13 protein-coding genes are annotated in these 13,443 nt (G+C 67.0%); 2 read left to right on the forward strand and 11 right to left on the reverse strand.

The window, feature by feature from the left end; translation table 11 throughout:
- Positions 1 to 69: 69 nt before the first annotated feature.
- A complete protein-coding gene (locus VEC57_17425; protein ID HYC00918.1) occupies positions 70 to 705 on the reverse strand; it encodes a methyltransferase domain-containing protein in 636 nt (211 codons plus the stop codon).
- Positions 706 to 719: 14 nt separating this feature from the next.
- Entirely contained in the window at positions 720 to 1,676 is a 957-nt protein-coding gene (locus tag VEC57_17430; protein ID HYC00919.1) for a pyridoxal-phosphate dependent enzyme, read from the reverse strand.
- A 149-nt stretch (positions 1,677 to 1,825) separates the two neighbouring features.
- Between VEC57_17430 and VEC57_17435 the strand changes: the two genes are divergently transcribed.
- Together VEC57_17435 and VEC57_17440 are read left to right on the forward strand one after the other, a co-directional pair.
- The gene (locus VEC57_17435; GenBank protein ID HYC00920.1) at positions 1,826 to 3,052 is read left to right on the forward strand and encodes a lytic murein transglycosylase; all 1,227 of its coding nucleotides are present in this window, start codon (positions 1,826 to 1,828) and stop codon (positions 3,050 to 3,052) included.
- A 1,144-nt stretch (positions 3,053 to 4,196) separates the two neighbouring features.
- Positions 4,197 to 5,516, forward strand: coding sequence for an HNH endonuclease signature motif containing protein (locus VEC57_17440; GenBank protein HYC00921.1), 1,320 nt, complete (start codon positions 4,197 to 4,199; stop codon positions 5,514 to 5,516).
- Positions 5,517 to 5,711: 195 nt separating this feature from the next.
- On the opposite strand, the gene VEC57_17445 is transcribed toward VEC57_17440, so the two are convergent.
- The 9 genes from VEC57_17445 to VEC57_17485 form a co-directional block, all read right to left on the reverse strand.
- Positions 5,712 to 6,023 (reverse strand): cytochrome C oxidase subunit IV family protein, encoded by a 312-nt coding sequence (locus VEC57_17445; GenBank protein HYC00922.1) that lies wholly within the window; start codon positions 6,021 to 6,023, stop codon positions 5,712 to 5,714.
- 9 nt (positions 6,024 to 6,032) lie between these two features.
- A complete protein-coding gene (locus tag VEC57_17450; GenBank protein HYC00923.1) occupies positions 6,033 to 6,680 on the reverse strand; it encodes a cytochrome c oxidase subunit 3 family protein in 648 nt (215 codons plus the stop codon).
- On the reverse strand, positions 6,673 to 8,361 hold the full coding sequence (gene ctaD / locus VEC57_17455) for a cytochrome c oxidase subunit I (protein ID HYC00924.1): 1,689 nt from the start codon (positions 8,359 to 8,361) through the stop codon (positions 6,673 to 6,675). Before ctaD ends, VEC57_17450 begins: the two co-directional genes overlap by 8 nt.
- A complete protein-coding gene (gene coxB / locus VEC57_17460; GenBank protein ID HYC00925.1) occupies positions 8,361 to 9,404 on the reverse strand; it encodes a cytochrome c oxidase subunit II in 1,044 nt (347 codons plus the stop codon). Before coxB ends, ctaD begins: the two co-directional genes overlap by 1 nt.
- Positions 9,405 to 9,410: 6 nt before the next feature.
- The gene (locus tag VEC57_17465; GenBank protein HYC00926.1) at positions 9,411 to 10,268 is read right to left on the reverse strand and encodes an SCO family protein; all 858 of its coding nucleotides are present in this window, start codon (positions 10,266 to 10,268) and stop codon (positions 9,411 to 9,413) included.
- Positions 10,265 to 10,897, reverse strand: coding sequence for a hypothetical protein (locus VEC57_17470; GenBank protein ID HYC00927.1), 633 nt, complete (start codon positions 10,895 to 10,897; stop codon positions 10,265 to 10,267). The genes VEC57_17465 and VEC57_17470 overlap by 4 nt, the downstream gene beginning before the upstream one ends.
- A complete protein-coding gene (locus VEC57_17475) occupies positions 10,894 to 12,093 on the reverse strand; it encodes a hypothetical protein (GenBank protein ID HYC00928.1) in 1,200 nt (399 codons plus the stop codon). The genes VEC57_17470 and VEC57_17475 overlap by 4 nt, the downstream gene beginning before the upstream one ends.
- Complete coding sequence (locus VEC57_17480) at positions 12,086 to 12,661, reverse strand: cytochrome c (GenBank protein ID HYC00929.1); 576 nt, start codon at positions 12,659 to 12,661, stop codon at positions 12,086 to 12,088. Before VEC57_17480 ends, VEC57_17475 begins: the two co-directional genes overlap by 8 nt.
- A gap of 239 nt (positions 12,662 to 12,900) precedes the next feature.
- On the reverse strand, positions 12,901 to 13,440 hold the full coding sequence (locus VEC57_17485; protein ID HYC00930.1) for a DUF3341 domain-containing protein: 540 nt from the start codon (positions 13,438 to 13,440) through the stop codon (positions 12,901 to 12,903).
- Between the last annotated feature and the right edge of the window lie 3 nt (positions 13,441 to 13,443).

The following is a 13,443-nucleotide window of genomic DNA, read 5'->3' on the forward strand; positions in this document are numbered from 1 at the left end:
CGTCGACCGGGCGCGCGGCGAGGCACGAGTGCGCGGCCCAGCTGACGGCGTTGCAGCACGAGAACTGCATCATCGCGCGAGCCCGCCGTTTGTGTGCAGGCCGGCGCTTGCCTTGCTGCCGCAGAACAATCCGAGCGTCCCCGGGAAGGCGTCGTGGGTGGAGACCTCGCTCGCGTCGGCAAAGCCGGCCTGCTGCATCATCCGGACAAGCTCGCCGCGGCATGCCGCGGCGGTTTGCAGGAAGCCGTCCGTGGCGCGCACCGTCCAGAACGCGAGCCGCAGCGCTGCCGTTGCCGGCCGCGTCCAGTCGAGCACGACGATGCGCCCGCCCGGCCCCAGCACTCGATGCATCTCGCGGAGCACGCGCTGCTTGCGCGCATCGTCGAGGTGGTGGAACAGCAGGCTCGAGACCACGGTGTCGAAGGACATCGGCTGGAACGGCAGAGCCTCGGGCCGGCCATCCATGAGCGCGACGTCGACGCCTGCCGCTGTCAGCTTCCGCTGGGCGGACGCGCGCAGGCGCTGGTTCTCGTAGACCGCCGTGACGACGGCGCCATGGCAGGACCGTTGGATTGCGATCGAGATCGGCTGCTGGCCGTGACCGAGGCGGCCGTAGAGGCTCACGTCCAGAACCCGCTCGCCGGCGGCAAAGCCGACATGGCTGGTGATCATGGAGGCGCGAAGGGTTGGCGAGTCGAACGTCATGCAACGCTCGCGCCTCACCAGGGCAGGTAGTCGAAGTCGACGTTGCCTCCGCTGAGCACCACTCCGACCCGGCGCACCTGCGATGCGGCAGGGAAGCTCGGCGCCAGAACCGCGGCGACGGCAACTGCCGAGCTCGGCTCGATGAGCAGCTTGGCCCGCTCCCACATCAGGCGCATGGCCGCGATGATCGACTCTTCGCTGACGGTGATGACGGCTTCGACGTGATCGCGAAGGATGGGCCACGTAAGCTCGCCCAGGCTCGTGCGGAGCCCATCGGCGATGGTTGCAGGGGCGGTCTGCGGAATCAGCCGCCCTGCGGCTACGGACCGCGCCGCATCATCGGCTCCTTCGGGTTCGGCTGCGAAAATACGAACGCGCGGGTGCAGCGACCGCGCAACCACGCTCATTCCGGAAATGAGCCCGCCGCCGCCGACCGGAGCGAGGATGGCATCCAGATCCGCGACCTGCTCGAAGAGCTCGAGCGCGGTCGTGCCCTGTCCGGCGATGATGGCTGGATCATCGTATGGCGGCACGTAGACCGCGCCCGTCTGCGCGGCCACATCGGCTGCGGTCCGCTCTCGCGCTGCCAGCGTCGGAGCACACAGGATCACGCGTGCGCCGTAGTCCGCGACGGCTCGAAGCTTCACCGCCGGCGTTCCTTCCGGCATGACGATGTGCGCCGGAATTCCTCGCTGCCGCGCCGCCAGCGCCAGCGCCTGTGCATGGTTGCCCGAGCTGTGCGTGACGACGCCGCGTCGCGCGCGCTCTTCGTCGAGCTGCAGGACCGCATTGCACGCGCCGCGGTACTTGAACGCTCCAACCTTCTGGAAGTTTTCGCACTTGAAGAAGAGCGAGCGCCCGGCGCGCTCGTCTATGGTGGAGCACGTGAAGACGGGAGTGCGGTGGACGTAGCCGGTCAGGCGACCGGCGGCCGCTCGGACTGCGGCCAGATCGGCGGCGTAGGCGGGCATGGGGGCGCCATAGCACCGGCCCGGGCGGACGGCCAGCCACCCACTCCGATTCGCTGCGCCGCCAGTGGCCAACGCGGCCGCGCGCCCCTGCCATCAAGCGTCGGCGTCGCCAGCTTCCTCGTGCGCGCGGAGGTGCCATTGTCGTGATCATGGTTCAGCGCCGACTCGTTCCCGCACTGCTCATCGCGGCGATGCTGGCGGTGACCACGCCCGTCTGGAGCGCGCAGGCCCCGAAGGCGCGCACCTCTTTCAACCAATGGGTCAAGGATTTCCGGCCGCGTGCCCTCGCGCGCGGCATCTCCGCGGCGACGTACGCTCGGGTGACCGAGAAGCTTCAGCCCGACATGACGGTGTTCGAGAAGGTCGACGCGCAGCCCGAGTTCCAGGAGCAGCTGTGGCAGTACCTGAACCGCCGCGTCTCCGAGTGGCGCATCAACGTCGGCAGAGAGAAGCGAAAAGAGCACGCCGCGCTGCTCGAACGCATCGAAAAGGATTTCGGCGTCCCGCCCAGCGTCCTTCTCGGCCTTTGGGGCATCGAGTCCGGCTACGGCGACCCGCTCGTGCAGAAGAATCACATGCGTCCGGTCTTCCCGGCCCTCGCCGCGCTGGCATGGGGCGAGCCGCGGCGGCGCGACTTCTGGCAGCAGCAGCTGCTGTTCGCGTTCGTCATTGTCGAGCGCGGGTGGTCGACGCCGGGGGAGATGAATGGCTCGTGGGCAGGGGCGATGGGACACACGCAGTGGATGCCCGAAGTGTGGGTCAACGTGGGCATCGACTTTGATCGGGACGGGCGGGTCTCTCCCTTCGGAGCGCCGGACGACGCGCTAGGCTCCAGCGCACGCTATCTCGTGCAGCGCGGCGGATATCGGCGCGACGAGCATTGGGGATATGAGGTGCGACTGCCCGCTGGCTTCGTCGTGACGTCTGCCTCCAGGAGCTACAGCAACTGGGAGAAAGCTGGCGTGCGGCGAGCCGACGGCCAGCGATTTCCACAACCGAAGGCAACGGCGAAGCTGTGGGTGCCGGCCAAGGGTGGACCGGCGTTTCTTCTCGGACCGAACTTCTACGCGGTGCGCACGTACAACCCGTCGAACAATTACACGCTCGCGATCCTGCACCTCGCCGACCGCATCGCCGGCGGCGGCCCGTTCGTTCAAGCTTTCCCCGGCGGCGAGCGTGCTCCAACGCTTGCCGAGCTCCAGGAGGTTCAGCGGCGGCTCACCGCGCTCGGCTACGACACCGGCGGTACCGACGGACGCGTCGGTACCGGTACCATGCAGGCGGTGCAGAAGTTCCAGAAGGCCAACGGAATCAAGCCCGCGGATGGTTACGCGGGCGTGACGTTGTTGGAGAGATTGCGGGAGATGGGGCGGTAGCGCCGTTCGCGCGACTCTGGCGTCGACCGTCGCAGGTACTTGGACATCATCGGAGGCACCACGCGCGTTCGCTTCCCATGCCGCGTGTGGATCCGGACCATCAGGCAGGCCAATCGCGGAACCTTCTTCGATTTCGCCAAGCGGACAATCGACCTTCTTTCGGACGCTGCGCTCGATGATGCGAGCGGTGCTGCGGATCACATGTGGTCCACGGAATAACAAAGAAATATGGCCGAAAATGGGCGACAAAGCGCTTGCCCATTGGATCGTTTTCGTATTACGTTCGCCACGATGATCGACGCCTGCCGAGGCTTTGGTGCCGGCGATCCTCAGCCTTTCGGCCGTCTGCCGCTGGCCGGGACGCCTATCACTGCAGAACGCTGCAACTGGCGCTCGCAGTCCGAGCCGGAGCCGGAGCCGCGGCCTCCGCAGCAGCCGAATCCGTACGCGTCGATGCCCGCGGCGCTGCCTCCGGAGGCTGAAGCGCTGGATCGGCAGGCGTGCTCTGTCGCAGCGATGGAGACGCAGTGCCGTCTGGTCGAAGCGAGGATCGTCGCCGAGCTATTGAGGCGGAAGCTGTGGCGGCCGCTCGGCTTCAGCCGCTTGCGCGACTACGCTGCCGAGTGGCTCGGCGTCTGCGATCGCACGCTACAAGAGGACGCGCGCGTGGTAACGGCGCTCGAGTCGCTGCCGGCAATTCAGCAAGCGTTTCTCTGCGGAGCGATTCGCTGGACGCACGCGCGGATGCTGGTTCGCATCGCGACGCCTCAGACCGAGCGCGGATGGCTGCGCTTGGCTCTGATTTCGACCACACGCCGACTGGCAGAGCTGTTGGACGCCGCACGCCGCGGTGATCCTGCGCCCGGCGAGGGTGCGGCTCCAAATGCGTGCGCATCGGGAGGTGGTGATGGTGCGGCTCCAGATGCGTGCGCGCCGGGAGGTGGTGACGGTGCAGGTCCAAATGCGTGCGCATCGAGGTGGTGACGGTGCAGGTCCAGATGCGTGCGCGCCGGGAGGTGGTGATGGTGCAGGTCCAGATGCGTGCGCGTCCGACCGAAGCGACGGCGCGGGGCCGCATGCGCGCTCGCCGCTTGGCGCCGCGGCTTCATCCGCTGCCAGCGACGACCCGCTCGTCCACTGGACCATGACAACCACGCGCTTTGGCCGGCAGCTCTGGCGCGTGATGATCGATCTCGCCTCCCGGATGCACGGCCAGGACGTTCCGGCATGGCGCGTTGCCGAAGCCGTTGCCGGCGAGGCGACGAGCTGGCCGTATTGCGACCCGCCTGGGCCCCAGCCTCCGCCGCCTCCGCGCCCGGGCCAGCGCAGAGAGGCCTTCGTCAAAGCCTTCGAAGCTCTCCACGGTACCTGCGAGGGGTTCGGCTGGGTGCGGCCGCCGCAAAGGCCAGCCGTCGTCTTCGAACTCGACCGACTGCTCGTTGGCCTGGCCGACGCCGACGCCTTCGAGATCGACGCCCGCCTGCGCATTGCCCGCGAGGCGATGCAGCGCATCGATGCACAGCTCGCCACAACTCTGCGCAGGATCGCCGACGGTCGGCTGCACCAGAGAATGGGCTTCGCCGATCTTCGGCTGTACGCGGAAGCGCGCCTCGGCATGTGCGGCAGCAAGGCCATGGCTCTTGTCCGCCTCGATCGCGAGTGCGCGTACAAGTCGCCGCTTCTACTGCAGGCCTACCGCGACGGGCGCGTCGGCTGGCTGGCCGCCACCGCGCTGCTGCGCGTGATCGGCAGGAACCATGAGCAGGCCTGGATCGAGCGCGCACGGAAGGTGACGCTGCGGCGGCTGAGCGCCGACATCAGCTGGGCGCTCGACCGCGCCGACGACGACCGCGGCGATGCTTTCCAGCCCCCGCCGCCGCTGGACCTGGACGTGACGGCCGACGCGCTCGGTCGCATCGATGAGGCCAACGTCCAGATGCGTGCGCACACGCAGGCCGACATGGAGAGCTTCAGCCGCCGCGTCGGCTCCCGAATTGGAATACTGATGCCTGCCAGCGTTGCCTCACTCCTCGAGGACGCCATCGAAGGGTGCCGCCGGGCCATCGAGCCCCGTTGGCGAAGCTTCGAACGAATTCTTGCGCACGCCTATCTGACCTGGACCTCACTGCCGCAGCACGAAGACCCGCTGTTCGCGCGCGACAGCTACCGCTGTCAGGTCCCCGGCTGCAGCCGGCGCGGCATGCTGCACCGGCATCACGTCTGGTTCCGCTCTCTTGGCGGCCCCGACTTCAGCTGGAATCTGACGTGCGTGTGCGAGGAGCACCACGGCGACTTCATCCACCGCGGCTTCATTCGCGTCGACGGCTGCGCGCCCGACGGCCTGATCTGGGAGCTCGGCTGCCGCGCCGGCAAGCCGCCGCTCATGCGGCTGCGTGGGGATGTGTACCTGTGGAAGGCACGGGCGAGTGAAGCCGGAAACGCGCAAATGGAGGCCGCAAGGTGAGGGCGGTGCAGGGTGGCGCGCCACCTTGTCGCAGGAGCCTTGCGTCACCTGCGCACATCGGGACGCCGACCGCCCAACGCCAATCGCCGACCGCCCAACGCCAATCGCCGACCGCCCAATCGCCGACCGCCCAATCGCCGACCGCCCGCTGCCGCGACAATCCGCCGCCGCGGCGCGTCCGCCGCCGCCGCCGACCTACTTTCCGAGAATTCCCATCAAGCCGCGCGAGGTCATGTCGACCATCGTCAGCCCGATCATGATCACGAAGAACAGCACCCCCGCGCCTACCGTCAGCCAGATCAGCGGCGAGCTCTCACGCACGTGCATGAAGATCAGCATGACCATGAGAGCCTTGGCCACCGCAATGGCGAGCGCGACCACGTTGTTCATCGCTCCCATGTCGACGTACGCAGCGCCCACCGTCAGGGCGGTGAAGACCATCAGCGCACTGAACACCATCAGGTACGCGCGAACGGTGGCCTTGGGATCGTAGTGATGAACCGACATCGCGCGCTCCTAGCTGTGCCGCCCGATCAGATACAGGAGCGGGAACAGGAAGATCCAGACAAGGTCGACGAAGTGCCAGTACAGGCCCATCACCTCCACCGGCGTGTGCCATCGCGGCCCGTACTGCCGTCGCAGCGCAGCCACCAGAATCACGGCCAGGATCCCGATGCCGATGATCATGTGCACCGCGTGCAACCCGGTCAGCGTGAAGTAGATGGAGAAGAACAGCCGCTGCAGCGGGGCGTCGTCGGCCTGATAGAAGAAGTTCCCGGGGAACAGCCCCTCGTGCCATTTGTGCGTGTACTCGTAGGCCTTGACCCCGAGGAATACGAGCCCGAGCGCCATCGTCCCGAGCAGATACATGGCCAGCTCCCGCTGCCGGTCCACGCGAGCCGAATGCACGGCCATGGCCATCGTCAGCGAGCTGGCAATCAGCACGACAGTGTTGAAGGCCCCCAGCACGACATCGAGATGATGGCTGCCGTGGACGAAAACGTCCGGGTAATGCGCGCGATAGACGACGTACGCGCAGAACACGCCGCCGAAGAACAGGATCTCGGTGACGAGGAACACCCACATCCCGAACGTGGAGGCATCGAGCTGCTGCTGCTCGGTGGCGAAGTGGTGCTGGAGGCGCGAGGCGGTGCTGCTAGACATGGACGTTGCCCTCGGCGGGGAAAGCGACACCTTCGGCGATGGCAGCATGCGGGCGCACGGCCTCGCCGATGCGCGTGGGCAGCTTGTGGATCTCCGGGTAGTCGTACGGCTCCCAGGTCACCGTCGGCGTGTGGTCGAAGTTGTGGGGCGTCGGCGGCGACTGGATCATCCACTCCAGGCCGAATGCCCCCCACGGATTGCGGCTGGCATGGCGCCCGAAGCGCAACGACGCCAGCAGGTAGATCAGCGGCAGCAGATAGCCGATCCCGAGCACGCTGGCGCCCGCCGTCGAGAGCACGTTCAGCACCTGGTACTCCTCGGGATAGTAGTGGTAGCGCCGCGGCATCCCGGCGTAGCCCGCGATGAATTGCGGGAAGAACGTCAGGTTGAATCCGATGAAGATCAGCAGCGCCGCCGTCTTGGCCGCGATGTCGTTGTAGAGCCGCCCCGTGATCTTTGGCCACCAGAAGTGCAGCCCGGCCATGTAGCCCATGATCGCGCCGCCGACCATGATGTAGTGGAAGTGCGCGACCACGAAGTAGGTGTCGTGCACGTGCAGGTCCAGGCCGAGCGCACCGAGGAAGAGCCCAGTGAGCCCTCCGACCAGGAACAGCCCGATGAAGCCGAGCGCGTAGATCATCGGCGCCTCGAAGCTGACGGCGCCCTTGTAGAGCGTGGCGGTCCAGTTGAAGACCTTGACCGCCGAGGGGATGGCCACCGCGAACGTCAGCACCGAGAACACCAGCGCCGCGTACATCGACTGCGTGGTGGTGAACATGTGGTGTCCCCACACCAGGAAGCCGATCAACGCGATCGCCAGAGAGGAGGCCGCGATGAAGCCGTACCCGAAGATGCGCTTCTTGGAGAATGCGGGGATCACCTCGGAGATCACGCCCATCGACGGCAGGATCATGATGTAGACGGCCGGGTGGGAGTAGAACCAGAACAGGTGCTGGAACAGCACCGGATCGCCGCCCGCCTTGGGATCGAAGATGCCCAGGCCGAACCCGCGGTCCAGGCCCACCATCAGCACGGTGATGGCGATGACCGGCGTGCCCAGGATCATCACCAGGCTGGTGGCGTAGTGCGCCCACACGAACAGCGGCAGCCGGAACCACGTCAGCCCCGGCGCGCGCATCTTGTGTACGGTGACGATGAAGTTCAGCCCCGTCAGGATCGACGAGAATCCGGTGATGAAGATGCCGAGCGCCGGAAAGACGACGTTCGTCGTCGCGTACCCGGTGCTGTACGGCGTGTACATCGTCCACCCGGTGTCCAGGCCGCCGCCGACGGTGGCGGCAATCCCGATGCTGGCGCCCACGATGTAGATGTACCAGGACAGCAGGTTCAGCCGCGGAAACGCCAGATCCTTGGCGCCGATCATGATCGGCAGCAGGAAATTGCCCAGGGTGGCGGGGATCGACGGGATCAGGAAGAAGAACACCATGATGATCCCGTGCAGCGTGAACGCCTTGTTGTAGGTGTCCGACTGCATGAGGTCGCCCTGCGGCGTGAGCAGCTCGGCTCGCACGGCGCCGGCCATCAGGCTGCCCAGGAAGAACATGATGGTGATCGAGACCAGGTACAGCAGCCCGATGCGCTTGTGGTCCACGGTCAGCAGCCAGCTGCGGATGCCGTGATCCACGTTCAGGTAGTTCACTCTTCGTTCGGTCGCTTCCATCACTGGACTCCGACTTGGTGGCGCGCGTCCACCGCCGTCGCGCTGCCGGCGCCGGGCTCGGCGCGCAGCGATTTCACGTATTCCACCAGTGCCCGCAGCTGCTCCTCGGTGAGCTGACCCTGGAACGTCGGCATCACGGGCGGGTAGCCCTTCACCAGCTTGGTCATCGGCGTCAGGATCGATTCGCGAATGTAGGCGTCATCGGCCGTCACCGTCTCGCCCGTGGCCAGCTCCACCGAATGTCCGGCCAGGCCGGCAAGCTGCGGGCCGATGCCGCCGGGCGTGCTGAGGTGACAGGTCTGGCACGCCTTCTCGAGGAAGAGCTGCTCGCCGATCTTCGCGGGCGTCGGGGCCTGACCCGAGGCGGTGGCCGATGCCGTCGACAGGCCGCCGGTGGCGGCCAGGTCGGTGACGTTGCCGGTGGTGAGCCAGGTCTGATACTCCGCCGGCTCCATCACGATGACGCGGCCGATCATGCGCGAGTGCTCGGTGCCGCAGTACTCGGCGCAGAACAGGTGGTAGGTGCCGAGCTCGGTGGCCTCGAACCAGGTGGTCGAGTAATGGCCAGGCACCACGTCGGCCTTCACGCGGAACGCCGGCACGTAGAAGCTGTGAATCACATCCTCGGAGGTCATCGTCAGCTTGACGGGCGTACCGACCGGGACGTGGAGCTCGTTGATCTCGCGCCGCCCCGCCATGTGCTGCACCTTCCACATCCACTGCCGCCCGGTGACGAAGACTTCCATGGCGTTGTCGGGCGGCCGTGACAGCTTGAAGTACAGGCTGGCGCCCCAGGCGAAGATGAACATCACCGTCACGAAGGGAATGAACGTCCAAACGATTTCCAGCGGCGTGTTGCCGTGAATGTCCGCGCCGATGGTGTTGCCGGCGCGCCGGCGGAACCGGTAGGCGAACGAGATCATCGAGAAGACGACGCCGAGCGCCACCGCCGAGCACACCGCGATCAGGAAGCCGTAGAGCGCGTCCACCTCGAACGCGTGAGTCGAGGCCTGCGGCGGAAACAGGAACAGGGACGGAAACATTTCTGATCAGCTCCTCGACGGAGAGCGCCTCTCGTGCCTGCGGCTGAGCACGATGAAGCCGAGCAAAGCGATTAAGGTTGCCACGCCGCCCGCCCGCACCGCAGCCATGGCTTCGGTGCTGTATTTCCCGATCGAGGCGTCATAGCGGAAACAGAACAGCATCAGCGCGTCGACGAGGTTGCCGATCTTCTCCTCGGCAGCCTCCACCAGCGCCAATCGGATGTCGCGCGACGAATACTCGATGCCGTACAGGTAGCGTGCCAGGCGTCCCTGCGGCGTGGCCACGATGATCCCCGCCGCATGCGCGTAGTCGCCCGTCTGCGGCAGATAGCGGTAGGAGAAGCCGGCAGCGTCGGCAACGGCACGGATCGACTGCTCGGTGCCGGTCAGGAAGTGCCAGCCACCGCCGCTGCCGCGCCGCTCGTAGCTCTCGAGGTAGACGTCCTTCTTCTTGCGCGCCAGCTCGGGCGTCTCGGTTGGATCGATGCTGATGACCACGACGTCGAACTCGTCGCCGGCGGTGAAGCTCATCGGCCGCAGCGCCTTTACCGTGCCGTTGAGCACCAGCGTGCACAGCATCGGGCACTCGTAGTAGGCCATCACAAGGATGACCGGCCTGCTGCCGAAGTAGTCGCCGAGCATGACCTGCTTGCCGTTCTCGTCGACGAAAGGCGTCTGCAGCGGGAGCTGCTCGCCCAGCCGCTGCTGGAAGTCCACGCCCTGCAGCGAGGTCGGCCCCTGGCTGGCGCTGGGGGCGGCCTGCGGCGTTCCCTGCGCAACCGGCGCGAACGGAGTTGCCATCGCTGCCGATGCGGTCAGGACCACCGACAGCGCGGCAGCCGTCATCGGGAACGTGCGCCTCATGGCCGTTCCTCGGGCGAGATCGGGTCGTGCGCGTCATCGGGACGCGGGGCGCTGGTTCCGGTGTCGCCCTGTGCGCCTGGGTGTGCCGGCTGCATGGACGGTGCCTTGCCATCGAGCGCCGGCTCGGCGGTGGAAGGCGCAAGGTCGGCGGCGACTGCTGCTGGTGCACTGCTGGTGGACCGGGCCGCCGGGGCGGCCGCAGGCGCCGTCGTCGCACGCACGGGAAGTCCCTTGCTGACGACGATCTCCATCGCACGCTCGATCGGCACCTGCACGATGCCGTTGCGGCGGTTGACCCAGGCCAGCTTGGAAAGCGCCGCATCCTCGGCCGCGCGCAGCGCCAGCAGGTCGGCGCGCGGATCGGCCTGCAGGCGAGGCTCGGGCGGCTCCTTGCGCGCATGCTTCGCGGCTAGCGGATTGGCCGGCGGGCTGAGCGCAGCTTCGCGTCCGCGCAGGTACTGGAACGTGCCCCACGCCAGCGCGACGAACGTGACCGTGACGACGGTGCCGTAGATGGCCGCCAGCGTGATCGGCCGATAGTTGATGTCGGTCTCTTCGAACTGGATGCCGGCAATCTCGGTGTGCTCGTGGCCTTCGTGGCCCGGCTCGTGGGCTTTCTCGTGCTTCATGCCTTCTCGAGCTCCACGGCGACGATGGGATCGTTGAACGCGATGATGGGCCGGGCCACCAGGCTGCCGAGGTACATCGAGGCCCAGATGCCGCCGATGCCGACCAGCGCGGTCAGGTGCAGCGGATGCAAGGTGAAGTCGCCCGGCGAGAACGAGGGCGTGATCAGCCAGTACACGTCGATGAAGCGGATCACGACCATGGCCACGGCCACCATCCCGAGCACGCGCGGATCACGCTTCACCTGCCGCGACAGGAGCACGATGAACGGCAGTACGAAGTGCGCCAGCACCAGAAGGACCGACACCGGGTACCAGCCGCCGGTGGTGCGCGCGGTGTACCACGGCACCTCCTCGGGCAGGTTGGCCGACCACATGATCAGGAACTGCGAGAGGTGGAAGTAGGCCCACACCATGATGAAGGCCAGCAGGAGCTTGCCGAGATCGTGGAAGCGCTCGGGAGTCAGCACCTTGGCGGCGCCGCGCTCCAGCGACAGCACCGAAGAGACCGCGATCATCGCCGTCATCGCGGTCAGGATCTGCCCGCCGGTGAAGAGGACGCCGTAGATGTGCGAGAACCAGTGCGACTCCAGCGACATCGCCCAGTCGATGGCCGCGAACGTCATCGTCAGCGCATACAGCATCAGGCCGCCGCGGCTGAGGAAGTGGAAGTTGCGTCCGATCTTCTCGGTGTGGCCGGTCTCGTCCTGCTGCTTGGACCAGGCCACCAGCTTCCTTGCCAGGATCGTCCAGATGACGAAGTAGGCGACGGCGCGTGCCAGGAAGAACGGCGTGTTCAGGTACGGCGACTTGTGCTGCAGGATCGGATCGTGCGCCACGATCGACGGGTCCGCCCACTCGTAGAGCGCGCGCAGCCCGATCGCGATCGGAATGAACAGCACCGCCATCAGCGGAACCGTGGAAGCGCCGGCCTCCAGCGGACGCCGCAGCGCCGCGCCCCACCGTCCGCCCGTGATGTACTGCAGCATCAGGATGCCCATCGAGCCGAGCGCCATGCCGAGCCAGAACATGTAGGCGACCAGCCAGGCCTGGAAGAACTGCTGCGGCCAGATCAGCGCGCCGAGCACGCTCAGCACCAGGCCGCCGGCGCCGATCATCATCGCGGGGCGCTGCCAGCGCCGCAGCACGTGCCCGCCGTCGAGCGAGAAGTCCGCGCGATCGTGTCTGGTCTCAGCCACCGTGGTGCTCCTGTTGGGCCGCCGGCTGCGCGGGCTGACCGCCTTCGCCTTGTCCCTCGGCGGCCTCGCCTGCGGTCAGGCGCGCGCGCTCCTCGGCGTTGAGGTCGTCGTAGCTGGCGTTCTGGCTGAGCTGCAGCGCGCGAATGTAGGCGACGATGGCCCACCGGTCCGGGACCTCCACCTGCATCGCGTAGGACGGCATGGTGGCAAAGCCGTTGGTGATGACGTTGAAGAAGTAGCCGGGCGGGCTCATGCGCAGCCGCTCGTCGTGAAACGACGCCGGCTGCTTGTACCCGCGCATGACGATCATCCCGCGCCCGTCGCCGACGCGCGAGTGGCACGGCGAGCAGTAGATGTCGTAGCGCTGCTTGCCGCGCGCCATGATCTCGGCAGTGATCGGGAACGGGAAGCTGGCGCTCGGGCCGTTGGCGTCGCGCCCGGTGGTCAGCAGCAGGTCCTCGGACAGCTCGCCGCGCGCGATGGTGCCTTTCACCAGCGGCCGCGAGGCGCGTTTGTCCTTGAAGAACGTGCTGTTCTCGAGGGGCTCCAGGCGCGGCTGGTCGTGCATGTCGCTACGGCAGGCGCTGAGCGTCGTCAGAAGAAGCAGCGCTCCGAGAGGCCGGGCGACGCGCATAGCGGCCCATCTGCTGCGTTGGACGGCTCGTCCTTCGCTCCGGCGTACCTCCAGTACGCCTCCGCTCGTTCCTCGCCGTCCGCCTTGCATCTGGGCCACTCTGCGCGCCGCCGCCTGATCGGTGCCGATGCACGGTCGCGGTGGGCGGATGGTCGCTTCGCTCCATCCGCTTTTCACGATTCCACCTCGCTGACTTGCCGCGGCTCCAGTCGGAGCAGGAATCTCCAGGTGTCGTCGATGTGGAATTTCGGGTCGCTCGCCTCGATGCAGACGAAGAAGCGGTCTTTGGATGCCAATGCGAAGCGCTTGACGTTGAACACCGGGTGATAGGGCTGCGGCAGGCGGTTCAGGCCGAGCATGCCGAAGATGGTCGTCAGTGCGGCGAACAGGATGATGCACTCGAAGATGACCGGGATGAATGCCGGCCAGCTGTGCAGCGGCCGGCCGCCGACGTTGAGCGGGTAGTCGATGACGCTGGTCCAGTAGGCCAGGCCGTAGCCGAACAGGCCGCCGGCGATGCCGCCGGCGAGGACGAGCTTGGGCAGCACGCTGCCATGCAGCCCCATCGCCTCGGCGGCTTCCTCGATCGGAAGCGGGCTGTAGGCGTCGAAGCGCGTGTAGCCGGCGTGCTTGACGGCCTCGATCGCCGCCACGAACTCCTGCGGATTGGAGAATTCGGCCATCAGGCCATGGATCGGGAGGCGTTCGGACATAGG

This window comes from Candidatus Limnocylindrales bacterium (assembly GCA_035626395.1).
Classification (GTDB): domain Bacteria; phylum Desulfobacterota; class Binatia; order UBA1149; family CAITLU01; genus DASPNH01.